This window comes from Pseudoalteromonas sp. SCSIO 43088 (assembly GCF_023650795.1).
Taxonomy (GTDB): Bacteria; Pseudomonadota; Gammaproteobacteria; order Enterobacterales; family Alteromonadaceae; genus Pseudoalteromonas; species Pseudoalteromonas shioyasakiensis.
The window spans coordinates 250506-276239 of sequence record NZ_CP072676.1; the positions used below are offsets into that span (position 1 = coordinate 250506).

Consider the following 25734-nt stretch of genomic DNA (forward strand, 5'->3'; position numbering starts at 1 on the left):
CCTTTAGTGGTTTGTATAAACATACTCCCACTTTATGAAAATTAGAAGACAAATATGCGGCGCTTTGATGAAAAATGGGCTTTGATTTTCAAAGCCCATTTATTTGCATTTAATAAAGTTAGCCGACCCTGGCTACGGTATGCTTTTGTAAAATTTCTAACAAAATCTCGTAGTCTTTTTCGATTTCGAGTAGCTTAAGTTGAATATCTTTTAGCGTATTGCCCTTACTTGCGGCCAGTACCTCTAGTTCAGTAAAGTGCTGGTGCAATTTGGCTGCGCCAACATCGCCACAGGTCCCTTTTAGGGCATGGCTGGTGGTTGCAATCCCATGGTAATCTTTGTCTTTGATTGCTTGTGTTAGTAGTGTTATTTTTTTATGTGAGCTTTCTAAAAACATCTTACTCACTTTGTTTAATAGTACTTCGTTATTCATTAAGCGACCAAGGGCTGCTTCGCGATTCCAATGCTGTTTTTCTTCATCGATTAATTCTTCTTGCTGTAAAGCTTGCGATTGATTTACCTCAGGCACAGCAATCGTTTTTGGCGCTGTATGATGTTTAGGGTACGTTGATGCAACCCATTTTGCTGTGGTGGTGATGAGCTTATCGGCACTGATTGGTTTTGTGATGTAGTCGTTCATACCTGCGTTTAAGCACTTTTTACGCTCGCCAAGCATGGCATTGGCTGTCATGGCGATAATAGGAATGTCGCTATGGTGCTCTCCACCAGCCCCTTTGCGTATTTGTGCTGCTGCATCATAGCCATTTAGTACAGGCATTTGGCAATCCATCAAAACACAATTGAATGGGTCGCCATCTGCTGCATTTGCTAATATTTCAATGGCTTGCTTACCATTCGATGCCATTTCAAAGCGCAGCGCCAAGCTCATTAATGTGCCTTTGGCAACTGCAGCATTAATATCGTTATCATCAACAATGAGTACTTTAGCGCCTGCAATATCAACATCAATGTGAATGTGCGTATCTGTCTCGCGGCGCATTGGCATTGTATCTTGAGTTGGCTGTTCTTGGATGAGTCGTTCATCAGCTAGTTTAAGTAAAAACTCAGAGATAAGCACAGGTTTAGATAACCGCGTATAGGCACAGAATTTAGCTTGTGGTGGTGGCTCAGTTGGGTTTATAAGTACCACTAATTTAAAGGGCAGATTATGGTCGTAAGTGTTTTCACTATAGCTATCAAGTTTTGCGAGTAACGGGTTGCCTGGCTCTAAAATAAGCGTATCAAAGGTCATATTATCGTTAATTTCAAAGCTTTCTAGGTCAACATTCGTGAGCTGGCCACCGCAATGAGAGATTAGTTTTGTTAGGCTTCGTTCAAGCTCTGGTTGTTTGACTGACACTGCAAAAATGTTGTCTTTTAAGCGACTGCTTGGTTGGCGTTTTTCTACATGTTGGCTGTCTAATTGAATGGTAAATGTGAAGGTACTGCCTTTACCTTCGGTTGATTCAAAGGATATGTGTCCATTCAATAAACTGGCTAGCTGCTTACATATCGATAAACCAAGCCCTGTGCCCCCATATTGCGAAGCTACTCTGTTATCAGCTTGGGTGAAAGCACTAAACAATTTATTTTGATTTTCAGGCGCAATACCAATGCCGGTATCTTGAATTGTGCAGCATAGCTCAACGTTATCATCGCTAAGTCGCTTACTCGCGGCGGTAAATTTTATAAAGCCTGTTTTAGTAAATTTAATCGCGTTATTTATTAAATTGGTAAGCACTTGTGAGTAACGATGAGGGTCAGTAACTATTGAACTGTACCCAACATCGGCAATATCTAAAATAAATTCAAGGTTTTTCTCTTGGGCTTTAACAGCCATGCTGCCACTTAAGCTTTCAAAAAACTTAATGGGGTTAAACGCTTTTTTATCCAAGTCGAGTTTACCAGCCTCAATTTTTGATAAATCAAGAATGTCATTAATGAGCACATTTAAGCTATTAACACTTACCTCGGTCATTTCTAAATAATGTTGCTGTTGGTTACTTAATGATTCTCGTTTAATTAAATTGAGTGTGCCGATAATGCCGTTTAAAGGAGTACGCATTTCATGGCTGATATTTGATATAAAAGCGCTCTTAACTTGGCTGGCTTTTTCTAGCTGGGCAGTTCTTTGTGCAACTTTAATTTCGAGTTCGTTATTTATTTGCTTAATTTTGTCATTAGCAATCTTTTCAACAGTAGTGTCGCGAATGAGGATGGCAGTGCCGTTGTGTTGATGATGTTCATCAAAAATAGCTGAAAAAGCGAGTGCTAAATGAGTTGTTTGTTGATTGCTTTGCTGATAGTCGACTTCAATTTCATGTTGCTTTCGTTGGCTTTTAACCTCGTTACATACCTCTTTAATATTAATATTTGGAAATAGATTCAGTTTGTTTATATCAGCGCCTAGAACTTGTTCCCGTTGAAACCCAAACAATTCAGTGGCCGCTTTATTCCAACTAGACACAAGACCAATATCACTGACCGCAATAATGGCATCTTTTGAGCCGCTAATAATGGCTGAAGATACTGCTCTTGCCTCGGCAAGCTCACGATTACGCTTTAAATTTCGATGTAAAAATCCAAGCACAAACACTAAAAAAGCAGAAACACCCAGCAAAAAAACATAGGTGCTGATCCTCTGTTCGCGCTCCATCACATTAATTTCAGAGTGAGGAAGCATAATGTGGGCATCTATAAACCCGGTTTCTAAATCCCCAGTAAGAGGTATGCGTTTACTTAACGCTTCGTGTTGCTCTTCGCCAGCGATGTTAGAGCTAATGCTGAGTATATTTTCTAGATAGGCGGGTTCAGATTTATACACTGAGTCCCAACGTTTGTTTGGCGTTAAGTCGCGACTAAAGCGTAAGTCTTCATTTGGGTGTACTAAAAAGTAGCCTTCGCTATCTGTGAGGATCAATGAGTTTGGTGCTTGTACCATCGCATTAAGAGATGCAAATAGGTGAGAGGTGTTAATGTTTGCAATAATCAGCCCATAGCGCTGCATATTTTCATCAAAAATGGGTAAGGCTATTCGCAGCATAGGCTTATATGGATAATCGAGCTTTCCATATTCACGGTTGAGTGTTATTGCTGATAAATACATATCACCCTGTGGTAATTGCGAACTCTGCTGGTAGTAATCACGGCCACTTTTATCCTGTAACTGATTATCGGCTTTTACAACTATGCCACCGGCAGCTCTGTCTACCCTGATAAGTTCTTGTCCTGCTCGTTGTGTACTGATGATACGTAATTGCTCGAATTCAGAATTTGATTGTAAAAATGCAACGAATATCGTTTCTAAACGTTTTTTCCATTGCTCTGAGGTAGTGTTATCAAGAGGGTCGTTACCACCATTTGCTGCAGCTCTGGCAAGTCCTGCTATAGGTGGAGTGGAATATAAAAACTGTAAATCGTTTTTATATTTATTAATTTTTTCATGGACTTGCACATCTACGGTAGCGCTTGATTCTCTCAGTCTTTCTGCAACGCTGTTTTTAATATTTTTATGAAGTTGTAGTTCGAAAAAGAAAATTGCTGAGCACATAATTGCGGCTATAAAAGCAATCGCTAATGGTATTAAAAAGCGTCCTTCAGAGGTTGTCGCTTTTTTCTGGTGTAATACTTCGTAATCCATGGTTTAGCCCTCCATACCGCAAACATGAGTCGGTAGTAAGGTTTGATTTAGCTTAAAAACTAAAACTGGGTTCAGCAAGTATGCAAACACAGCGGTTTCTCCCTTGATGCTTGGCTTGATAGAGTGCTTTATCGGCACAGCGAATTAGTTCGTCAGTGTCGATGGCTTCATGCCCAGAAAATGTTGCGCTACCAATACTAATAGAGAGTACTCCAGAGGTTGCATGTGGGTGTTCAATATCTAGTTCACGAATATTTGCCAATAGCTTATGGGCAATAAATTGTGCCCCTTGAATATCGGTGTCTGGCAATACACATAAAAATTCTTCACCGCCATAGCGAATAGTGGTATCAGTTGGGCGGTTAACACTTTTTTTGATTTCATCAGCAACACGTTTTAAACACTCGTCACCTTGTTGATGACCAAGAGAGTCGTTGTATTGTTTAAAGTAATCAATATCGAGCATTAAAACCGAAAGGGCTTTATCGTTTCTGATGGCTAAACGAATGTTTTGATCAAGGGTGTTTTGTAAAAATCGTCGGTTGTTTAAACCAGTGAGGCTGTCGTGTTCACAAAGGTTTTTGAGCAAATCAGCTTGTTTTTTTAAGGTCAAATGCGCTTTTACGCGATTAAGTAATGTGACGCCATAAACCGGTTTTGATACAAAATCGACGGCGCCTGCTTGCCAGCAGCGATTTTGGTCATCTTGATCCATAATAGCGGTAATAAATATCACCGGAATATCTTTGTATTGGGAGTGTTTTTTTAATTGCTTGCAAACATCTAGGCCGCTCATAGTACCAAGCATCACATCAAGCAATATTAAATCTGGCTTAACGGTTTCGCACAGGTGCAGCACGTTTTCACCGCAATCTGTAGTGTGAGTTTTATAGTAGGGCGAGAGCAAACTTTCTATTACGGTTGTATTAATTGGTTCATCATCAACAATCAAAATAACAGAATCATTTAGCTTTAAATCTGTGCGACTAGCTACCGGTTGCAAACTATTCCCTCCACGCGATGAATAAAGCATAGACCGGATTTTGGGATTTTCTACAACTTAAGAATTAAAAAATTATTTTTTATGTTGGCGCGTCTGGTGAGATAGGACTAGAGTTTTTTTATGTACTACTTGCAGAGGCGATGGATATGCTTTTTTCTCATCATGAAAATTCACACAGCAAAGTGCTTGTAGTGGATGATGAGCCGACTAGTTTGATGATTATGGCCGAGTCGCTTCGCGACCTTGGTGAGATTGTTTGTTGCGATAATGGCACTCAAGCAATTGAGAAAGCAGTTTTCTTTCAGCCAGATGTGATTTTGCTCGACATTGAAATGCCTGGCATGAATGGCTTTGAGGTGTGTAAAAAACTTAAAAACAACCCTAAAACCGCGCAAAGTCATGTGATTTTCGTTACCTCTCATAATGAGCAAATTTTTGAATATCAAAGTTTTGCAAGTGGCGGAATAGATCTTATTCATAAACCCGTTGATTTGAACATTTGTCGCCTGAGAGTACAAAACCAGTTAAAGCTTAAACACCAAGAGGCGCAAATACTGGCTGCAAAAAATGATATTTCGACACTCGTTGCGCAAGTACCTGTGTATATATCTTACTGGTCAAATACCGAGGAAAACCTCTTTAGTAATGATGAAACCAGCCATTGGTTTTCAAAAAGCAGCGAGCAAATGTTAGGTTGTTTCGCTAAAGATGTATTACCAGGTGAATTGTATGAGGCTTTTCATCGCTGCTTGACTAAGGGCATAGAGCAAGAAGTTTTAAATATTCAGTTGCCTAGCCCTCGCAATAAGATTGAATATGTTAGAGCGCAAATAAATTTAAGAAAAAAAGAGCGAGAAGTTGTAGGTGTTATTCTTACTCTTTCGGATATCACCTCAATTACCCATACAAAAAAACTGCTATCGAATGAGTCTGAACGTTTACGGGTTATGCTTAATTCTATTGGTGATGCCGTAATAGCCACGGACAACAACGCAATTATTAACTTTATGAACCCCATTGCTGAGCGATTAACAGGTTGGCACGTTGAAGAGGCAAAAGGGCGCCATATTGAAGAGGTAATGAAGCTCGTTGATGCAACATCTAACAAAACACTCGTCAATCCTATATCTGTTGCTTTAAAAGAGCAGCGCATTGTTGCTATGGCGTTAAATAGTCAATTAACTGGGCTTGATGGGCGAGTATATAGGGTAGAAGATTCAGCTGCGCCAATACGTGATATTGAAGGTAATATCATTGGCGGTATTATCGTGTTTCATGATGTCAGTGAATCAATCGCGATGGCAGTGAAAATGAGCCATTTAGCTAATCATGATTTACTAACAGACTTGCCTAATCGGGTGTTATTGCATGATAGGGTCACTCATGCATGTAAAGTCGCTATGAGCATGAAAAAGAAAGTGGCTTTAATGCTGATTGATATCGATCACTTTAAGTACTTAAACGATACCCTAGGTCATCATCAAGGCGATTTAATTATTAAACATGTGGCTAAGCGCCTTGAGTCTCTCATCGATTTAAACACCACGTTAGCTAGAATTGGCGGCGATGAATTTGTAATTTTATTACCTGACGTGCAGAGCACCTCCGCGATAGATGCCATTGCCAGCGATATTATTAACACCATGAATGAGCCGTTTCGTATTGATAGCCAAGAGTATATATTATCGGTCAGTGTGGGGGTGAGTGTTAACCCTGCGGACTCTACTCAAGCAGAAGAGATGATGACTCATGCCGATGCAGCCATGTACCGTGCGAAAGAGCAGGGGCGTAACCGTTTTTGCTATTACTCCGATGACTTAGAGTATCAATTTAAGCAGCGTCAAAGCGTTGAAAAGCTCTTAAGACATGCTATTGAGCAAGATAAGATTGAGGTGTTTTATCAGCCGAAACTAGCGCTTTTGACAGAAAAAATTATTGGTGTCGAAGCCTTAGTTCGGCTTCGAGATAACGATAATAAGCTTATTTCACCACTGGATTTTATACCCCTTGCAGAAGAAACAGGTCTTATTCATGCTTTGGGCCAGTCAGTGCTTAAGCAAAGCTGTAAAGCGGCTAAAGAGTGGGCCGATAAAGGGCATAACATAAAGGTTGCCGTGAACATTGCAGCAAAACAATTTACCGATGGTAATTTTTGTAATCTCGTTGCTGATACCATTGAACAAGCGGGGCTTGCCAGCGAACTGTTAGAGCTTGAAGTAACCGAAAGCGCGTTGATGCATGATTTTGAAGAAATAAAAATGATGCTTAATAAGCTCTCTGACTTAGGGTTAGCCATTGCCATTGATGACTTTGGTACGGGCTATTCAAGTTTGTCTTATTTAAAACTCTTTCCCGTGGATGTACTCAAAATAGATCAATCTTTTGTGAGAGATATGCTCACCGATACACAAAGTATGGACATTGTTAGAACCATCACCAGCTTAGCGCATACCTTGAATTTGCAAATTGTGGCTGAAGGTATTGAAGAAAAGCAACACTTAAATAGTTTAATCGATTTAGGCTGCGAGCTTGGGCAAGGGTACTATTTTCATAAGCCCATGCCCAAAGAAGAGTTTGATAAGCTGTTAGGTTAAGCCATGGTGTGGCTGTATAGGATGCCACAGCCAATAAAGATAAGTGCAACACCACCGATTGCTTCGGCCTTTTTGCCAACCCAGCCACTCATTACGTTACCAAGTAGTGCGCCGATGGTAACCATAATTGTGGTTGCTAGGCCTATCATGGCGGCTGCTAAGTAAATGTTCACTTTCATGAAAGCAAGGCTAATACCTACTGTCATGGCATCGATACTAGTGCCAACAGCGGTTAGTAATGTGGCAATGAAAGAGCGTTTGGTATTCGGGGCAAGTTCTTCTTCATCGTCGTCATCTTCTTTACGACTCTCAAGCAACATATGAACACCTAAACCCACTAACAACACAAAGGCAATCCAGTGATCAAAGGCTTCAACGTAATCTGCACCTGCACTGCCAATTAGCCAGCCAACAATCGGTGCGATAGCTTCGATACAGCCAAACAATAAACCAAGCTTGATTGCACTCAGAACACGAGGATTTTTAAGTGTACTGCCTTTGGTGATTGAAGCTGCAAAAGCATCAGTCGACATAGCAAGCGATAAAACGCTTAGAGTAATAATATTCAATTTTTGCGCCCCACAAAAAGTGGGCATTATACGCGGCTGAGCCGTAAACAGGTAGGTTAATTTACGGCTCAAATAGGTAAGGAGCTTAATAAGCGCTGTACTGATAGTTATTCATTACAGTGCCATCTTTGGGTGCAAGTTTTGGCTCAAGTTTAATAAGCTCTTCATAAACATCAGGGACAAAAACTTTTAGACGCTCAGCACGGCGAAAGTGGTTAGGCTCATATTGCTCAACAAGTTTTAATGCGCTTGGCATATAGTCTGCGAGGGTTTGTGTGTTATAGCTTTGCTCCAGTGCTTGGTCGAGAATATCAAGCCCAGGTTTAGAAAAATCATGCGTAACTGCAAGGCTCATTAAAAACTTAACTGCTGCATTTGAATGCATGCTTGCATAAAAATACATATCGTTGTTTTGCATGTCTTTTAATGAAAAATCAAAGCCACTATCGGCTAATGTTTGCCATTGTGCTAATGGTAACTTAGTAAATACAAAAAGATTTTCAGGTGCAGTTGGAGCGACCCTGTTTTGCCAAATAGACGTCAATTGTTGAGCGTTTTCTATTGTTGCTGCAAGCAACATATTTGTCTGGTGGGTACTGAGTTTTGCTGTTTGGGTAATCGTTGCAACAGTACTAAAGTCTTTTTCGACAATTGCTTCTTTAAAGGCTTGATACTGCGTTGAGGTTTGATATTTATACTCATTTGAATGCAAGAATTGCCAATTATGAACTTGTACAGGGTCGATTTCTTGAAGCGTATTGGGAGTTAGTAAGCCTTGTTGCGCTTCGAGCGTTTCTAATTCTTCGAGTGCTTGAGAGCGTGTTTTTATCGCTTCTAGTGAATTGATCCGCTGATCTATCGTTTCACACTCAGGAGTTATTTTTTTGGCTTGCTGTTTTTGTCTCTCATAGGCACTGAGTGCTTTTGATATTGCAGAGTTATCTTTTTCTTTACGTTTAAATGCTTGGTTATTTGGGATTAGCTTTAAATCTTTGAACTGAGAAAAAGCATCATTAGCAACTTGGTCGCCAACAAATAAAAGGCTACTCGGTAAAAATGAAGATTTAAGCATCAGTAGCCTATCGTTCGGTGTGTCGCGCACAAGCTCGCCGTGAGCTCGGTAACCTTTATTTTTTAGATAACTTAGTGTTTCTAAGTGTTTGCTCTCTAGTGGCTGTACTTCGCTATTTGAGCTGCCCTTTAGGTTTACAATGGCTATATCCATCGCTGTAAATACATTTGGCTGATTAGTGGGCTCAATACCTCGTTCACTTAACAACTTTAAAATTGGTACGTTAAATTCACTCACAGCCACATCAGCAAGGTTTAAATACAATTGTTCATCCATAAAGTCATCACTCATTGCTGTAGGCGAGCCGCCTAGCTGTGCTGTTTGAGAGATGAGGGCTGTTAAATAATCATTAGGTAAGTTGCTTTTTAAAGCCACAGCAATGTCGTTAACAGTAAACTCTTTGCTGGATATTGCGTTTTCAAACTCAGTCAAACTAAGCGCATGAGCATTAGCAAGAAACAAAATAGATGGTGAAATGAGCCGTGATGGACCGATTTTAAATGGTGTTTTTAAATAGGTATTAAAATCATCGTTGTTATCTAATAGTTTGTACAATGCTGTTTTGTTTACTTGCTCAGGTAATGGAACATTAAACATCATTGAACCTGTATTTTGACTAAGGGGTCCATTAACTGCCGTTAGTTGGTTGATTGTATCAGCATCAAAATAATCAATGACCTCAAGTCCTTGCCAGCTTTTTAGTATGTTAACAGATGAGGCATATTGAAATTGCTGTTCTGCATTCTCTTTGATTGCGTTAATGACTAAGGTATTAAATGAACGGTAAGATATTTTCACAAGCTCTGAATAACTTAAAATATCTTCAAGAGAGTCACCGTCTTTTAATGCTTGTTTAATCGCTGCCTCTATTTGACTGTGATCAGCTGCAGCTTGAGTGGCTTTTAAACTTTGTTGCTTACACTGGTGTTTGGCTAGCTTGAGCTTAGCCAGCTCTGATGCTTTGCTATTTGGCAGGCTTAATGGTTCAAATAAACTCGTAGCGTTATTTTGTTCAGCGACAGTAGCAGAAGATGTCGAGACTTTGTTGCTTATCGCTTCGATGGGAGTGGGTTTATCTAATATCAGGTAAGTCCCACAGGCACAAAGCCCTGCAAAAACGGTTAGTGAAATACCTTTTTTCATATTCAATCCATGGATTTATTTTGCCTGAAGTGTATGGCTTTATATTTTGATGTCAATGACTTGGGGACGAAGTGCACAAATAGCCGACAAACAACTAATTTGCCGGCTTTATGCTGTAGCTTAATGCAGTTTCATTTTTGGCCTAACAACGCGTAGTACTTTTTCGCTGATCCACAGTGCAAAGGTTTTTGCACTGCCATGGATGGCACGTTGATGCATACGATAGAGCGAAATATACATAAATCGCGCTATTTTACCCTCTATAAAAAAGCTATTACTGGTTAGGTTGCCCATTAAACTGCCTACTGTGCTGTAGCGTGACAAGTTAACTAAAGAGCCATGATCACTGTAGGTAAAGGCACTCAGAGGCTGGTTTTTGAGTGTGGCTATTAGGTTTTTTTCAACACATTGCGCCATTTGATGAGCCGATTGCGCTCTGGGTGGCACTTGCGTGCCATCTTCTTGAGTAAATGCACAGCAATCACCAATCACAAAAATATCGTCGTTAACGCTACTTTGCAGATATTGGTTCACCTTAATTTGGTTATTGCGGGTAAGTTCAAAGATACCAATGTCTTTAATGAAATCAGGTGCTTTTACACCCGCAGCCCAAACCATAATATCGGCTTTGATATGTTCATCGTTTTTGGTGATAAAGCTGTTTTCTGTGGCCTCTTTTACCTGCGTGCCTTCGCGCACCGTTACCCCTAATTTAACCAGTTCACGCTTAGCTGAGTTTGCAATACGCTCGGGTAAAGCGGGTAAAATTCGCGGCCCCGCTTCAATTAAATCAATGTGTAAGCGTTTTGCAGTCATTTTATTCAGGCCATACATTTTTAGCATGTCTGACACATGATAAAGCTCTGCCGACAGCTCAACCCCGGTTGCACCACCACCCACTATGGCAATGGTTAAGGAGTGCTGTGGGTCGTCATCTTGATGTAAACGGGTGAAGTTATCGAGTAGGGCATGCTGAAAGCGTTCAGCTTGTTGGTTTGAATCAAGGTAGAAACAATGCTTGTTAACGCCTGGGGTATTAAAGTCGTTACTGACACTGCCTATAGCAAGTACTAGGTAGTCATAACTCACTTGGCGCTCAGGTAAAATACGGTGGCCGAGCTCGTCTTTTAACTCGCTTAAAGTAATGGTTTTGTTGGTTTGATCTAAGTGGCAAAAGCTGCCGAGTTGAAAATTATAATGATGTTTTGCTGCATGAGCTGAGTATACAACGCCGTCTAAATCGGCATCAATCGACCCCGTCGCTACTTCATGAAGTAACGGCTTCCAAATATGGCTGCGGTTTTTATCGATTAAAAGTATCTCTGCTTGGCGTTTTTTCCCGAGTTTGTGTCCTAATTGTGTTGCTAGTTCTAAGCCACCAGCGCCACCACCGATTATCACGATTTTAGGAGGTTGGTTAATCATTACGTTGCCCTCAAAAGTATAATACCTAAACACTCTTGCGAAAAAGCGCTTAGGTATTGTAAGTCCATCCATCAATACCCCATGGCAACGTGCTCATTGTGCGCCTTTTTGATGATTTTGTCAGTACCTGTTAATAACAATATAGTGCGCTTAGTTATATCAATGGCCTTGGGAGATTGAGTTAAACAGGTTAACATGGCTAATTCGCAGTAAGAGACCTATCATTACCTGAAAAGGGAAATGACAGTGAGGGATCAGGATGACTACACCACTACACACTTCGTTGAATCAATACTTTGGCTTTAATGAGTTTCGCCAAGGTCAGCAACAAACCATTGAGCAGTTATTAAATCAGCAATCGTCGTTGGCAATTTTTCCAACTGGCTCGGGTAAATCTTTGTGCTATCAATTAACTGCAATGCACCTACCTAATTTGACCTTAGTAGTTTCGCCATTATTGGCACTGATGAAAGATCAAATCAGCTTTTTAAATAGCAAAGGTATTTACGCGGCAAGCCTTGATTCAAGCCAAACTAGTGAGCAAAGTCATACGGTAATGAGTGATGTGCGAGCAGGAAAGGTGAAAATTTTAATGGTCTCAGTTGAGCGTTTTAAGAATGAGCGCTTTCGTGAATTTATTAAACAAGTGCCTATTTCGATGCTGGTGGTTGATGAAGCGCACTGTATATCTGAATGGGGTCACAACTTTAGGCCTGATTATTTAAAACTGCCGCGCTATCGTGAAGAGCTTAATATTCCACTGGTATTGCTACTTACCGCCACCGCCACTAAAAAAGTGAAGCGTGATATGTGTGAGCGTTTTGCTATTGCCCCAGAATGTGTGGTGCAAACTGGCTTTTACCGAAGCAACCTCGACTTATCAGTGCTCAGTGTTGCAAGCCAAGAAAAACCTCAGCAATTAGCCAGTATTATAGCCAGCCAACAAGGTGCTGGGATTGTTTATGTCACCTTACAACATACCGCTGAGCAAGTAGCAGAAGGCTTGGCAAGAGCGGGCTTTAATGCGGTGGCTTATCATGCAGGCCTTGAGGATGATAAACGCTGGCAAATTCAAGATGATTTTATGGCGGGTAAAATCAATATCGTTGTGGCAACCATTGCTTTTGGGATGGGCGTTGATAAATCTGATATTCGTTTTGTGATCCACTATGATTTGCCAAAATCGATTGAAAACTATAGTCAAGAAATTGGCCGCGCAGGGCGAGATGGTGCGCCGTCAAACTGTTTTACCCTAGCAAACCTTGATGGCTTAAATACCGTTGAAAACTTCGTTTATGCCGACACTCCCGAGCAAAGTGGGATTGACTATGTCATCAATAATATTCGTAACGAGCAAACGAACAACCAGTGGGAAATGCAAGAGTACAGCTTATCGAGCGAAAGTAATATTCGTGCTTTAGCGTTAAAAACCTTACTGGTGCAGTTAGAAATGCAAGGGGCTATTACACCTTTATATGCCTATTACGCCGATTTTAAATATAAGTTTTTAACGGAGCAAAACGAGCTACTTAGCCAGTTTGATGCTGACCGACAAGCATTTTTACAACAGGTATTCAAACATACTGAGTTTAAGAAAATTTGGGGCACACTTAATTTTGATGCACTAACCCGTGCCACTCAAGTTGATAGAAAGCGCGTGGTTGCTGCGCTCGATTATTTGGCCGAAAAAGGTCATATTGCCCTTGAGACCAAACGCATCACGCAAGTGTATGAGGTGAATAATTCGGTAATAAGCCACGCAGATTTAGCACCGCAACTTCACCAATATTTTATCGAAAAAGAACAGGCCGAAATTAAACGTATCGCCACTTTAGTTCGCTTTTTTGAGCTAGATAGCTGCTTAAGTTATAACTTAGCTCGCTATTTTGATGATCAACATGCACCCCAGCAATGTGGCCATTGTTCAGTGTGTAGAGGCCAGCAGGTAAAGCTTAGTTATTCATTAGTGCATCAAATGCCTGAGCAAAATGTGATTGCCAGTAAAGTTGCTGAGCTTAAACAGCACTTAGCCGCTAAAGGGATTAGTGATGTCAGCATCGACACCCAGTGCCGGTTTTTAGCGGGCATGAGCGTGCCTTTATTTACCCGCAACAAAGTCAGACAGCTATCAGGTTTTGGCCTTTGCGAACAGCAGCGCTACAGTGACATTAAAGCCCTGCTCCAGCAGTTGTAGCAGGGCTTTAGGTGCACAGTTTTTAACACTGAAAAGAGTCAACGCTGTGCACCTAGCTAACCTGAATACTGCTAGTAGGGTAGGTCAGAGACACTTTTAAACAACGAGCCTTATTCAAGCTTGGTGTTAGGCTGTTTAGCTACCTCTTTCCATCGCTTTAGGTTGAGTTTGTAACTTAGCTTAGGTACTGTTTTAGGAAATAAAATAATAAGCGGAAGTCTTTTCATTGGCTATGCATCAAAATACCGAGCAGGGCATTAATTCTCTGTCGAATACACAGCTTGAAGACGTGATTGCAGAAATCGAGCAGGCCATTGAGTGGCACCAGTCATGGTATAGAAATTTATTAAGGTGCTTAATTGCAGACATACCTGCAGATGAACAAGACTTAGCAGATAATGCTCATAACCTTTGTCGTTTTGGGCAATGGTTTAATAAGCTACCCGAACAGACCATAAGTCTTCACCCTTACTTTTCTGAAATCGCTTGTGCGCATCAAAAGATGCATCAAGGTGCCAAAGTCCTGTTATCGTTAAAAGAGTCTAAGTCCGTTATTCCGGCTAATTTATTGGACCAGTTTCATGCCGATTTAGATAGCTTGCATGAATTATTTGAAACCCTTATCGATGAATTCTCTGAATTGCTGCACACAAGAGACCCTTTGACTGGGGCATCGAACCGAACAAACTTAGTTGAAAACCTACAAAAAGAGCATGAGCTTTGCAAATGTAAATCGCTGAGCTGCGCACTGATAATGATCGACCTTGATCACTTTAAGCAAGTGAACGATGAGTTTGGCCATGCTGCGGGCGATAAGGTGTTAATCGCACTTGTTAAATGCATTAAATCTCACTTAAGGAAGTACGACCAATTGTATCGCTATGGCGGTGAAGAGTTTTTAGTCTGCTTACCGCAAACAGAGCTAGAAGGTGCCAAATCACTTTCTGAGCGATTAAGAGCAGGCGTTGAAGCTTTAAAAATTGAAATTGGCAAAGGTAAACATATTAATGTGACAGGCTCATTTGGTGTTTCGTTAATAAATGCCGATGACGATATCGAGGCGGCAATCGAAAGGGCTGACGAAGCCATGTATCAGGCTAAAAAGTCAGGCCGCAATCGAGTGTCTGTGGCTTAAACTACGCTTTAACACCGGTGAATGCTTTTATTAGGCCTGCTTGATAAAAAGGGTAAACGCCTGTAAAGCCTGACTCGGTAATGATGTTTTCAATGATGTGATCCTCTCTTAAAGCAACGTCATTTTCATAAGCCTGTTTTACTCTTTCAATTTGTTCAGGGCTGACTGCGGCTGATGACATAACACTTAACCAGTGACTAAGCTGCTCTGGGTAAGTGCTGGCACTTTGATTGGCACTTAAGTCTGCGCTGACAAGTGACCCGCCTGGTTTTAAACGTTTGTGAATATCAGCAAAAAATGCCACTCGTTTAGGTTCATCCACAATAAACTGCGACACTAACACGGCTGTCGCTGCATCAAAGGGCATCAAGTTTTTGAGTGAATCTACATAGCCATTATGAAACTGGCAGCGATGTGCAACCCCTGCTTGCGTTAAATTATGTTTGCATACTTTGATCATTTCAGTCGAGGGTTCTACAGCGGTGAAGCGAAATGCGGGAAATGCCTGTGCTAAATGCAAAATTTCATTTCCGGTACCCGCTCCAACGCAGAGAATATGCGCATTGCTTGGCAGTTTGCTGAATAAAGGCGACATCATAAAATACAAGGCTTGGCTAATAGGCGCCATGTTTTGCCATTGTGAATCGTAATTAGCAGCTTGTTGATCAAATAAGGCGGTGACTTCGTGTTGTTGCATAGTAAAAACCTAATAGGTAACTTTAAGTGTTACAGAAGTGGTTAGCTTACTTTAATTTAGGTAGCTTTAAAAGTTACTTAATGAGGTATTCATTTGTTAGGTTGATTTAAGCATATTAATTTGCTTAATTTTTAGGGTGAATGTGAGACTGAGCTATATCGCCAACAGTGTTTCGACTATGAAAAGATAGTAACTTTGCAAATTCAAAATCAGTAAGCTCAATATCGTTATTCGATGTCCAGGTAACTTTGTAGCTAGTGTTACTTGGGTGCCCGTCTAGTGATAGCAAGATAGTTTTCTCGCTTGGTTGCGCTACGCGACTAATAGATATCAGTGTTTCAAAGTTTGTTGTGGCACCACAGTTTATGACTGAAACCACGGCTTGTTTGTCTTTATCTGGTGATAAGAACACCTCATATTGCTCATCACCACACCAATTTGGTGTGATAGCTGAAATACCCCAAATAAGTAACGCTAGGGTGCTAAACCCCCAAAAAATAGCAGCACCGCTATGCCAAAGTATTTTTAATGCTTTACTCATACTCGTCCTTTAGTTTTTATTGTGAGGTTTTATTAATGAAAAGAGATGCGCATTAAAGAATTGCTGTTGCTTGAACATCGCGTTTTTTAAAATGGCATCTTGCTCGAAACCTAGCTTTTTCAGTAACTTCATTGAGGCGGGATTATCCTCACACACATACGCAAACACTCTAACGATATCCGTTTTAGTAAATACCTTTTCGAGTAGCATAGTCGCTGCTTTTGCAGTGATCCCTTGTTGCCAATACTCTTTTGCCAACCAGTAACCTAACTCGGCTGAGCGATTAAATTCAAATTCACCTGGGAGCACGCTCACGCAACCAATCAATTGATCATCCAACGTGATTGCTTTTATAAGCTCGCTCTTACTGCCTTCAGTGATCCACCAGTTTGCGTCGCTTGCGGTATATGGACTCGGGATTTTACTTGAAAGAAACTGAGTGACGCTTGTGTCGTTTAAAATTGAGATCAATTGTTCAGTATCTTGTTGTTGAAAGTCGCGAAGTGAAATCACAATTGCATCTGTACCTAAAATGGTTTTTTATGGTTTTGTTATTGATAGCAAAGAATGAGAATGGATACTAGCAAATGTTACTTTTAATCACCTTTAATAACGATTTATGCCGCTTCGCTTTATTGGCAGTCGTTTAGGAACGGTGTATGCTAAATCTAGTTTAAGCTTATCAAAAGGATTGATATGAAGCGCATTTTACTATTATGTGCAGCGGTTTTTGCAACCTCTGGTCAAGCCAATACCGATGTACTATCAGTGGATCCGGTCATGCTCTCTGGCAGTGCTTTTTCATTTGAGAATGATGCTAAGCGTTACCCTAAGCAAAGCCAATTTAGCATTGTCCATAGTGTATTAATGAGCAGTGAAAGTGGTCGCCGTTTAGCGGTTGTGACGATTGAGAATAAAGCATCTGGGTCGCGAATTCTTCAGGCTGACCATATTATGGCGCTTTTTGCCGATGGGCGTCGTGTACATCCTCAAAGTTTTGACGAAGGTATTAAGTTAGATGATGGCGAAAAGCGTTCTTTGACTTTATCTTTTGGTGAAAACGAATACCCAATTTTAGCGGTATACACGAGTTTAAATGAGTAAAAGGAAGACCTATGAAACTACTAAAGCCACTGGCAATAACATTACTTTTAAACTCACCGTCAAGCTTTGCAGTTGATAGCCAAGACTTTGTTAAAGATAACGTTTTTACGCAAGGCGTTGAAGGCCCAACCATGTATAACGGTGCCTTATATGCGGTAAATTATGCCCAGCAAGGAACCGTTGGCCGCGTTGATAACATGGGCAAAACATCATTATTTGTGCGGTTGCCGGATGACAGCGTTGGTAATGGCTTGCAGTTTGACTCACAAGGTAATTTGTTTATTGCCGACTATGTTAACCACAATATTTTAAAAGTACCTGCTGGCAGCAATAAAGCAGAAGTGTTTGCCCATAATAGTAAAATGAATCAACCCAATGACATTGCTATCACCAAAGGTGGGGCGCTGTTTGCAAGTGACCCTAACTGGGCGAACGAAACGGGCCAGCTGTGGCGTATCAATGCGGATGGCAGCACCCATTTACTCGAAAAAAACATGGGGACTACCAATGGGGTGGCGGTTAATAACGATAACACTAAGCTTTATGTGAACGAGAGTGTGCAGCGAGTTGTTTGGCAATATGACTTAGATGAGAATTTAAACATTAGTAATAAAAAAGCTTTGATTAAGTTTACTGATCATGGCTTAGATGGCATGCGCGTTAATAATCAAGGGAATGTGTTTATTACTCGTTACGGCGCAGGAAAAGTGCTTGAAGTATCGCCTACCGGCAAGCTCTTAAATAGCATTCAATTAAAAGGCCAGCATCCGACGAATTTGGCTTTCAACGAAACGCAAAACAAAGTGTATGTCACCATGCAAAAGCGCGGTGCAATAGAAGTCATTGAGCTTTAGCCTTGTTTTGCTCGCGCAATCGCGGCAGTGATTGCCGCTTTTGCTTGCGGACTATTTTGCCAACAACTTGAATGCAACATCGTCGCGACTCGCTCAGCAATGGTGTTGGCATCAAACCCGGCTAACTCCTTAAACGATTCAATACCAATTTCTTCAAACCGTTTTATCACCGTTGGCCCAACACCTTTGAGTGCTAAAAGCGCGTTGCGCTCTTGCTCGTTAAATGGCATTTTTTCGCTCCTTATAAATCCTTTTTTTGGTACTTTGCCATATTAATTTTGCATAGCAAATCTAATTTTTGGGTAATAAAAAAGCGCACCGGGCAGGGTGCGCTTGAGGGGATCAATCCTGTGTAGCTAAAACAGTAGGATTAATTAGAAGCTTGGAGCATATCTCAGTGAAACACCGACTGAGCGGCCAATCACACTATAATCACTTACGGTGTTAAAGTGGTTTGCGCCTACTTCAGGTGTTGGTGGTTCACGGTCTAATAAGTTATCGACACCAAAGTTAACAGCAAGTTCCTCATTAACTTGCCATGCAGCGGCAAAATCTAAGTAATTTTGTGCTGAGATTGTTTCTGAACGGTCGACAGCATACTCTACTTCACCGATTCTGCGCCAGCCAAGTTGGAAGTTCATGTTATCTAACTGCCAATCAATGCTTGCGCGGTGTTTGTAATCAGCTTGCAGGATACTCGCAAAGTCACCCGAACAGGCGCTGCCATAAGTTCCCTTACAGTCAATTTCAGCCACCGTACTGTTGTTTTGACGGGTTTGTTTAGTAACAAAGTTACCTTGGTACGAGAATCTAAAACGACCACCCATTTGCTCAGGTGCATCAATTACATAATTTGCTGCAACGTCGATACCTTCTTGCTCAATCGCGGCTAAGTTAAAGTCATTAACGATGGCTGTACTAATAAAGCCAGTGTTTGGATCGCGAAGTACCGCACCACACAATGGGTTATTCGGATTCGGGTCATCAACATAACAGCTTTGCAGTGCAGCACCTGGTTGAATTTGGCTTACCGCATCTGTTACACGAATACTGTAGTAATCGAGTGATAAATCAAAGCCTTCTAAATAGCTAGGTGTATAAACAATGCCTAATGTATCTGATTCAGCTTGCTCAGGTTTAATATTCGGGTTACCACCATAGGTGTACTCTGCGGTACTTGAATCAAACTCGGTGCCAACAGGTGGCGCACCAAACGCAGCACATTGAGTCGCATCACCGGTGCCCAGTAAACATGGATCGCCGTTATAACGCCCTGCTAGTCGTGGCACAAACTGGTCGCTATTTTGGTCAAATAACGATAACGATAGCGCTGTGATTGGGCTGGCAAACTCACCTAAGTTAGGTGCTCTAAACGCGGTTAAGCGGTTGGCGCGAATACGAATGTCGCTGTTTATTGCCCAGTTGATACCTAGTTTGTAAGTGTCTTCTGCTTCGGTATTTGAGTAATCAGAAATACGGTAGGCACCTTCAAAGCTAAGCTCTTCAGCAAAAGGTTTATCAACTAAGATAGGCACTAAAATTTCAGCGTAGAACTCTTCAGAGCTAAAGCTTGCGTCCATATCAAATGCGCTGATAGACGCAAAGCTGGTGCCGTTTCTAAATGCATCGCCCGGTGTTTGTTTACCGGTTTCTTTACGGTATTCATAACCGATTGCAAAATCGATAGCACCGGCTGGTAATTCAAATAAGAACCCAGAATCACCCGATAGCGTTGCTGAGATCACACTTTGAGTACGGTCGCGAGTGGTATAAAGCAGCGGATCGCTAAAGTCGCTGAAATCAAGGTTGGGATCAAAAATATCCACTGAATTTGCAAGGGCAGCAAAGCGACTATTACCGCTGTTATCATTGCGGTATGCGTTGTTGTAAATGGTGGCCACTTCATCCGTTTTGCCGTACTGGCCATATACGTCATAACGTAAGTAGTCAGTAATATCACCTTTTAAACCCAGTTGAAATTGCATTGAATCACGCACCGCTTCGGTGTGTTGCACACCTAAACCCAGGTTACGTTCAACATTAACAAGGGCATTGCCTTCGCTATCAAACGTGAGTTGGTCACGTAGTTCATCAGGAATATAGGCGTTGTCTTGCGTGAGGGTCACTTGTTCGTTAACAAAAATCGGTGTTTGGCCACTGGCACCCGCACCATTTACGGTCACTTTAGAATACATTGCGCGGCCATAGGCAATGGCACTGTCGCTCACATCAACGTCAAATAATAAGCCCGCAGAAAAACGGTCCATCGGTTGAGTTAAATAACGGTCAGCTGTGAAATCAGTTGTTTGACGCTCACTTGTTACAGCACCTGAATCAGCAATACCGATGCTGTTGCCAGAGGCAACGTCAGTATAATAACCACCGCTGTTGATCATTGCCGTTGAGTTTTCAAGCGCATAGTCACGCTCGCCAGCTAACAGCTCTTTTCGTTCGGTGTAACCAATATAGCCTGTTACATGGCCGCGACCATCTGCGATGTCACCACCAAAAATTGCTTCAAAGTTAAGCTTTTCGTTACCACCGTCGGCACTTTCGTAACTGGTTGAGAATTCAGCGCCAGTAAAATCATCGTCTAAAACAAAGTTAACAACACCGGCTACCGCATCGGCGCCGTAAACCGCTGCTGCACCACCTGTTAATACATCAACGCGTTTAATTAACCCGGCAGGAATAGTATTCACGTCAACCGAGTTACGAAAACTAAATGGTACCGCGCGAGTGCCGTCAATAAGTACCAACGTACGGTTTTGACCTAGGCCGCGTAAATCAATCGTTGATGAGCCAAATGAGTCACCGACTGTGGCACCTGTGCTGTTTGCACCCGCCGCAGCTTGTGGCAGTTTTGCGGTAATATCTTCAACGTTCACTGCACGGTCTAGGTGAATTTGTGCTTCATCAACGCTCACCACTGGACTACTTGAGACCAGCTCGGTACGTTGAATACGTGAACCCGTTACGGTGATCACTTCAGGTTTTTTTACTTCAGTAGTTTCTTCTGCGTGGGCATAACTAATTACTGAACTTACAGCGAGAGCTAGAGGTGATAGCAGCAATAGCGAGCGGTGCCCTGTTGATGTATTTGCTTTCATGATGATTCCCTTGCGTTTTATCATTTAAATCAACGCAGGTTGGTGTCTGACCTAGACCATTTAGTTAATTTAATGAGTCATACTTTTTGTTATGATGCTTGTGTGTTCTCCTTTTGGGGAGCTCACCGGTACAGTTTTAAAGCAATTTAAAAGTCTTTGCAATAATTATTCTTTAAATCTATTATTTTAAAATATAAACTATTCCAAGCCGTCAACCCGCTTATTTACATCTAATAAGCTGATTTTAAGTGATTTATTTATGCATCAACATATTGAAAAACTGTATTTAAGCGCAAAAAAAGAAAGAAAATTAATAATTGGTCTAATGAGTGGTACCTCGTTAGATGGCCTTGATATCGCGCTATGCGAAGTATCTGGGCAGGGCATGAACACTCATGTAGAAGTATTAAAGTTTACGACGGTCGACTACGACGATGATTATAAAACGCGTGTAAAGCGAGTGTTCGCCAAACGCGAATGTGATCTTGAAGAAGTCACTTTACTCAATCCTTGGATTGGCCAATTACATGGTGAAATGGTTGCCAAAACGTTAGCCAGCTGGGGAGTAGCAAAAGAACTTGTTGATGTGATTGCCAGCCACGGACAAACTATTTATCACTGCCCTAAAAACCAACACAAGCGTGCAGAATATGGCAATGCAACACTACAAATTGGTGACAGCGATCATCTAGCGGTGACTGCAGGTATTACGACCATCGCTGATTTTAGACAAAAGCACATTGCAGCGGGTGGCGAAGGTGCACCGCTTGCGGTATATGGTGACTACTTGTATTTCACAAGTACCAGCGAAAACCGTATATTGCTAAATATGGGCGGCATTGCAAACTTAACCTACTTACCTAAATCTGCAGATGCACGAGCGGTTTTTAGCTCTGATATAGGCCCTGGCAATACCATTATGGATGCCTATGTGCAGCGTTATTTTGCACCACTTCATTATGATAAAGATGCCGCTATTGCAGCAAAAGGCACGGTAAGTGAAGATTTACTCGCAGCGCTGTGTGATGATGCGTTTTTTGCTTTAGGGTTTCCAAAAACCACCGGGCCAGAAGTGTTTAATCTAGACTATTTAGCCGCAGCACAAGCACGCTCGAATACGCAGAGTTTATCGCACTTTGATGTGATGACAACCTTAGTGCAGTTTTCAGGGGTAATGATTGCTAAAGCAATTAACCAATGCAGTGAAGGTTTGAGCGATGTGGCTGTATACGCTAGTGGTGGCGGGGTTCATAACCCATTATTAATGAAAACTATTTTGGCTAATTGCCCAGAACTTTCTGTGATAAATAACACCGATTCGTTGGGTATAAACCCAGATGCAAAAGAAGCCGTGTTATTTGCTATTTTAGCGAACGAATGTTTGTCGGGTGGGCAGCAACGCTTTGGTAATACCGAACAAGGGATCCCCGATATTACCATGGGTAAAATTAGCTTTGCTGACTAGGCCCTAGAAAAAGGCTAAAAAGCTTGCGCCAATATTACTGATGTAATGGCGTAAGCCATTGTTTTTAGATTGATCGCCAGTTAGCAGCTCTGGTGATGTGCTTGCTGCAATGCTGACATCAAACTGGGCGCTGTCTTTAAGTGTTGCATGCATGCCGTGTAGCATTAATTGCAATACAAATTCACCACTGTGAGTAACATCCTCTAACGTAAGCATAATAACGTGCTGATCTAGATCGTGTTGCGTTAAAGTATGCGCAGTAAAGTACGCAGACTCACGTGCATCAGGGCGCGTTGCACTGATAGAGATCACATCACCTTCATGGGCATCATCTGGCAGCACACAACAAAATACAACACGCTTTTGCTCATTAGCCGCAAAATGCAATTGTTCATATTCCATAGTATGCGCAAGCGCAGCACATAAAGGGTCTTCACTAGATGGGAGTGCAAACGAAAGTTGCACCAAGGCACTGTCCATTACTTCTTCATTACGTTAGGTGATTAAATTAGCGTCAATTATTGATCAGTTAGATGACAGAATTATGACTATTGTCATATTGCGGATTATTTATATCAAAAACAGAGGAAAGTTGAATGTTTGATTCGTTTGGTAGGATATTAGTCTCAATATATTTGATAATGAAATTGCGTTTATTAGTCGTTATTGCGAAAAGAGGCTCTTTCAAAAGCATGTAATTATCGACCATTTAGGCTTTATAAGCCTGATAAATCGCTTTCATCAGGCTATAACTCGTGATTAGCAAATATGGTATTCGCCTTGCGGTTTGTTACTAAACATAAAGGCTTGTAACTCAGATTTAAGTACTTCGACGATGTCGTTTGTAAATGGCGTTCTGATTTCACCAGAGTCTAAATACCTAAGTAAATCAGTTTCATGCTTGAGCGCTGACTGAATAGAGTAGTTAATTGGGTAAGTAACTTTAAATTGTTTGCGTGATATCACGTTGTCGTGGTTTTCAATCTCAACATAAAAAGTTAATTGCTCGTCTTCTTCGTAAATGTCACTACAGGTGCCTTGCTCACGAATACAATCTAAAACAATATTTCTGATGAAAATATCAAATTCGTTCATATTAATCCCTCAATTTTTGCCCATCCATTGGGTACAACTGAAATCTAGCAAAAAATAATTAATCTAGCCAACTCAATTTTGCAGCTTTTGGATTAACTCTTTCTGAATGGGTTGATTTAAAAGCATTAGAGGGACGTAGGAGTTAGTTAATAGTGAATAGTCGTTAGAGGATAGGATGCGCGAAACAAGTTTCACGCCTACGTTGTAGCAGCGGCTTTATGCCGCGTCATTGATAAATATTACGAGAAGCGAGAAATGAGAAGCGAGAAGCGAGAAACGAGAAACGAGAAACGAAATACGAGAAACGAGAAACGAAATACGAGAGGCGAGATACGAGATACGAGATACGAGATACGATGGGCGAGGTAAAAACGCGATGTGAAATCACTGCTACACAATCAGGTCCATACCTGATTTTAAAACTGACGGGCTGAAGCCCGACCTACAATGTAGGTCGTCATTTATGGCGACAAGATTCGAGGGAGATGCGCACTTCGCACTTCGCACCTCGCACCTCGCACCTCGAACCTCGCACCTCGATCCTCGCACCTTTCCCCTTTCCCCTAGTTACTCGCTAACTACTCCTAAAGCCTAGTACTTCATCACACAAGTTCTGACTAGTTGAGGGCACCATAGGACCTCTGAAGTTTTTCACGAGCTAACTCAACATTAAACATCCAGTTTATACTTGTTCTTTCTTTATTCCGGATCCATTCCCAGGCCGCGAGTTCTGTCTTTAGTTCTTCCATGCTTGCTATACGTCTATCTAAACATTGCTTATTCATATTACCAATTTCTATCTCGACCATATTTAGCCAACTCGCGTGTTTTGGTGTGTAATGTAATTCTAGTTTATTTAAAATCCGCCGTGCTTCCTGTGGAGAAAATGCTTTATATAACGCTCCTTCTGTATGAGTTGATAAGTTATCTAACACAACTTTTACTTTGTTCGCATGTGGATAATGAAGATCAACTAAATCCCTCATACAATTAGCAAAGTCAATTTTCGTCTTTCTTTCTGTTGCTTTAACATGCCGCCACCCTCGATGGCGATCGAAGAATACAAATAAGTTGGCCACACCTACACGTTTATATTCATAATCTAACCGCTTAGTCTGCCCCGGCTTCATTGGTTGTGCCGGTCGAGTATCATCTACAAGTTGTTTCATCGCCTCATCAAAGTTAATTATGGGGTTTAACTCATCTGCTGGCTCAGCATACAACTCGAGCACATGTTCCATCCGCGCGATATATTCAGCATCCATTGTCGCCACACACCACATCTTTTTTTGCCATGGCTTTAGTGCATTCTCTTTAAGGCGCCTCCGTATTGTTTCATACGAGATACTATCTAAATCGGTTAACGTAACTAATCGCTCTCCAAGTAAAGATAATGTCCATCTAGCGTGACCTGTTGGTGGCTTAGTGCAAGCTGTGGCGATTAACGTTGCTTCATCTTTCGCAGAAGTTTTTCTCATTGCACCACTTCGTGCACCTTCATTCAAAGCTGCCGCTAGATTTTCTTCAACAAACTGGCGTTTGACTCGAAATACGGTGGAAGAGCTCACTTGAACTGCTTCACATATTTGCTCTGTTGTATATCTACAACGGTCAGCTTTTAACAAAATAGCAGCCCGCTTGTACTTTCGAACATTGACCATGCCTTTTTTGCAATAGTCTATTAATTCTTGTTTTTCTTCTTCTGATAATTCAACAATATACTTTCGGTTCATAACAATATTAAGTAAGTTTATATGAGTTAAAGGATCGTTGATTAGGGTAAAAGTTCATTATGAATAAAGAAGAGTCGCCACTGTTTACAGCAAAGCAAGGTCAGTATTTAGCATTTATTTATTACTACACAAAAGTGAATGGGATTGCGCCTGCTGAAAGTGATTTTGAGCGCTACTTTGGAACCGCATCTTCAAGTGTTCATTCAATGATTTCAGTTCTTAAGAAGAAGAAATTTATAACATCAGTTACTGGAAAAAGCAGGAGTATTGAATTATTGATTGAAAAAGATCAGTTACCTGAATTTAAGTAGGGGCAACTGATCAAAATATATGTGAAAGAGTACTAGAGCCTAAATCCTA

General features: G+C 41.3%; 20 protein-coding genes. 7 read left to right on the forward strand and 13 right to left on the reverse strand.

Annotated elements, in window-relative coordinates:
* Positions 1–118: 118 nt before the first annotated feature.
* Both J8Z28_RS18900 and J8Z28_RS18905 read right to left on the reverse strand, forming a co-directional pair.
* Complete coding sequence (locus tag J8Z28_RS18900) at positions 119–3640, reverse strand: ATP-binding protein (protein WP_250660768.1); 3522 nt, start codon at positions 3638–3640, stop codon at positions 119–121.
* A 52-nt stretch (positions 3641–3692) separates the two neighbouring features.
* On the reverse strand, positions 3693–4643 hold the full coding sequence (locus J8Z28_RS18905) for a GGDEF domain-containing response regulator (protein WP_250660769.1): 951 nt from the start codon (positions 4641–4643) through the stop codon (positions 3693–3695).
* A gap of 146 nt (positions 4644–4789) precedes the next feature.
* Here J8Z28_RS18905 and J8Z28_RS18910 point away from each other — a divergent pair, with 146 nt between their 5' ends.
* The gene (locus tag J8Z28_RS18910; protein WP_250660770.1) at positions 4790–7237 is read left to right on the forward strand and encodes an EAL domain-containing protein; all 2448 of its coding nucleotides are present in this window, start codon (positions 4790–4792) and stop codon (positions 7235–7237) included.
* Here the strand turns inward: J8Z28_RS18910 and J8Z28_RS18915 are convergent.
* The 3 genes from J8Z28_RS18915 to J8Z28_RS18925 form a co-directional block, all read right to left on the reverse strand.
* The gene (locus tag J8Z28_RS18915) at positions 7234–7806 is read right to left on the reverse strand and encodes a manganese efflux pump MntP (RefSeq protein ID WP_062564755.1); all 573 of its coding nucleotides are present in this window, start codon (positions 7804–7806) and stop codon (positions 7234–7236) included. The two genes, J8Z28_RS18910 and J8Z28_RS18915, sit on opposite strands and share 4 nt — an antisense overlap.
* An 85-nt stretch (positions 7807–7891) precedes the next feature.
* Positions 7892–10021, reverse strand: coding sequence for a hypothetical protein (locus J8Z28_RS18920; RefSeq protein ID WP_250660771.1), 2130 nt, complete (start codon positions 10019–10021; stop codon positions 7892–7894).
* Positions 10022–10141: 120 nt separating this feature from the next.
* Positions 10142–11446, reverse strand: a complete 1305-nt coding sequence (locus tag J8Z28_RS18925) for an NAD(P)/FAD-dependent oxidoreductase (RefSeq protein ID WP_130167761.1) — start codon at positions 11444–11446, stop codon at positions 10142–10144.
* Between the two features lie 259 nt (positions 11447–11705).
* Here J8Z28_RS18925 and J8Z28_RS18930 point away from each other — a divergent pair, with 259 nt between their 5' ends.
* Both J8Z28_RS18930 and J8Z28_RS18935 read left to right on the forward strand, forming a co-directional pair.
* Positions 11706–13640, forward strand: a complete 1935-nt coding sequence (locus J8Z28_RS18930; RefSeq protein WP_250660772.1) for a RecQ family ATP-dependent DNA helicase — start codon at positions 11706–11708, stop codon at positions 13638–13640.
* A 232-nt stretch (positions 13641–13872) separates the two neighbouring features.
* Positions 13873–14775, forward strand: a complete 903-nt coding sequence (locus tag J8Z28_RS18935) for a diguanylate cyclase (RefSeq protein ID WP_250660893.1) — start codon at positions 13873–13875, stop codon at positions 14773–14775.
* Position 14776: 1 nt separating this feature from the next.
* Here J8Z28_RS18935 and J8Z28_RS18940 read toward each other — a convergent pair whose 3' ends face one another.
* The 3 genes from J8Z28_RS18940 to J8Z28_RS18950 form a co-directional block, all read right to left on the reverse strand.
* Positions 14777–15472: a class I SAM-dependent methyltransferase gene (locus J8Z28_RS18940; protein WP_250660773.1), complete on the reverse strand. Its 696-nt coding sequence runs from the start codon at positions 15470–15472 to the stop codon at positions 14777–14779.
* Positions 15473–15596: 124 nt separating this feature from the next.
* Positions 15597–16013 carry a hypothetical protein gene (locus J8Z28_RS18945; protein ID WP_250660774.1) on the reverse strand — a complete coding sequence of 139 codons (417 nt, stop codon included), beginning with the start codon at positions 16011–16013 and terminating at the stop codon, positions 15597–15599.
* A 9-nt stretch (positions 16014–16022) separates the two neighbouring features.
* Positions 16023–16526, reverse strand: a complete 504-nt coding sequence (locus J8Z28_RS18950; protein WP_250660775.1) for a GNAT family N-acetyltransferase — start codon at positions 16524–16526, stop codon at positions 16023–16025.
* A gap of 183 nt (positions 16527–16709) precedes the next feature.
* Here J8Z28_RS18950 and J8Z28_RS18955 point away from each other — a divergent pair, with 183 nt between their 5' ends.
* A complete protein-coding gene (locus tag J8Z28_RS18955; RefSeq protein WP_063527594.1) occupies positions 16710–17117 on the forward strand; it encodes a hypothetical protein in 408 nt (135 codons plus the stop codon).
* A gap of 11 nt (positions 17118–17128) precedes the next feature.
* Positions 17129–17971 (forward strand): SMP-30/gluconolactonase/LRE family protein, encoded by an 843-nt coding sequence (locus J8Z28_RS18960; protein WP_250660776.1) that lies wholly within the window; start codon positions 17129–17131, stop codon positions 17969–17971.
* Here J8Z28_RS18960 and J8Z28_RS18965 read toward each other — a convergent pair.
* Positions 17968–18201, reverse strand: a complete 234-nt coding sequence (locus J8Z28_RS18965) for a helix-hairpin-helix domain-containing protein (RefSeq protein ID WP_250660777.1) — start codon at positions 18199–18201, stop codon at positions 17968–17970. The genes J8Z28_RS18960 and J8Z28_RS18965 overlap by 4 nt on opposite strands.
* 144 nt (positions 18202–18345) lie before the next feature.
* Positions 18346–21081 (reverse strand): TonB-dependent receptor domain-containing protein, encoded by a 2736-nt coding sequence (locus J8Z28_RS18970; protein WP_063704064.1) that lies wholly within the window; start codon positions 21079–21081, stop codon positions 18346–18348.
* 259 nt (positions 21082–21340) lie between these two features.
* Here J8Z28_RS18970 and J8Z28_RS18975 point away from each other — a divergent pair, with 259 nt between their 5' ends.
* Positions 21341–22546, forward strand: coding sequence for an anhydro-N-acetylmuramic acid kinase (locus J8Z28_RS18975; RefSeq protein WP_250660778.1), 1206 nt, complete (start codon positions 21341–21343; stop codon positions 22544–22546).
* 3 nt (positions 22547–22549) lie between these two features.
* Here the strand turns inward: J8Z28_RS18975 and J8Z28_RS18980 are convergent, their stop codons facing one another.
* The 3 genes from J8Z28_RS18980 to J8Z28_RS18990 form a co-directional block, all read right to left on the reverse strand.
* Positions 22550–23026 (reverse strand): hypothetical protein, encoded by a 477-nt coding sequence (locus J8Z28_RS18980; protein WP_062564717.1) that lies wholly within the window; start codon positions 23024–23026, stop codon positions 22550–22552.
* A gap of 279 nt (positions 23027–23305) precedes the next feature.
* The gene (locus J8Z28_RS18985) at positions 23306–23641 is read right to left on the reverse strand and encodes a hypothetical protein (RefSeq protein WP_250660779.1); all 336 of its coding nucleotides are present in this window, start codon (positions 23639–23641) and stop codon (positions 23306–23308) included.
* A gap of 617 nt (positions 23642–24258) precedes the next feature.
* Positions 24259–25374, reverse strand: coding sequence for an IS630 family transposase (locus J8Z28_RS18990; protein ID WP_250659374.1), 1116 nt, complete (start codon positions 25372–25374; stop codon positions 24259–24261).
* A gap of 59 nt (positions 25375–25433) precedes the next feature.
* Here J8Z28_RS18990 and J8Z28_RS18995 point away from each other — a divergent pair, with 59 nt between their 5' ends.
* Positions 25434–25685: a LexA family protein gene (locus J8Z28_RS18995; protein WP_175081208.1), complete on the forward strand. Its 252-nt coding sequence runs from the start codon at positions 25434–25436 to the stop codon at positions 25683–25685.
* Positions 25686–25734: the final 49 nt, after the last annotated feature.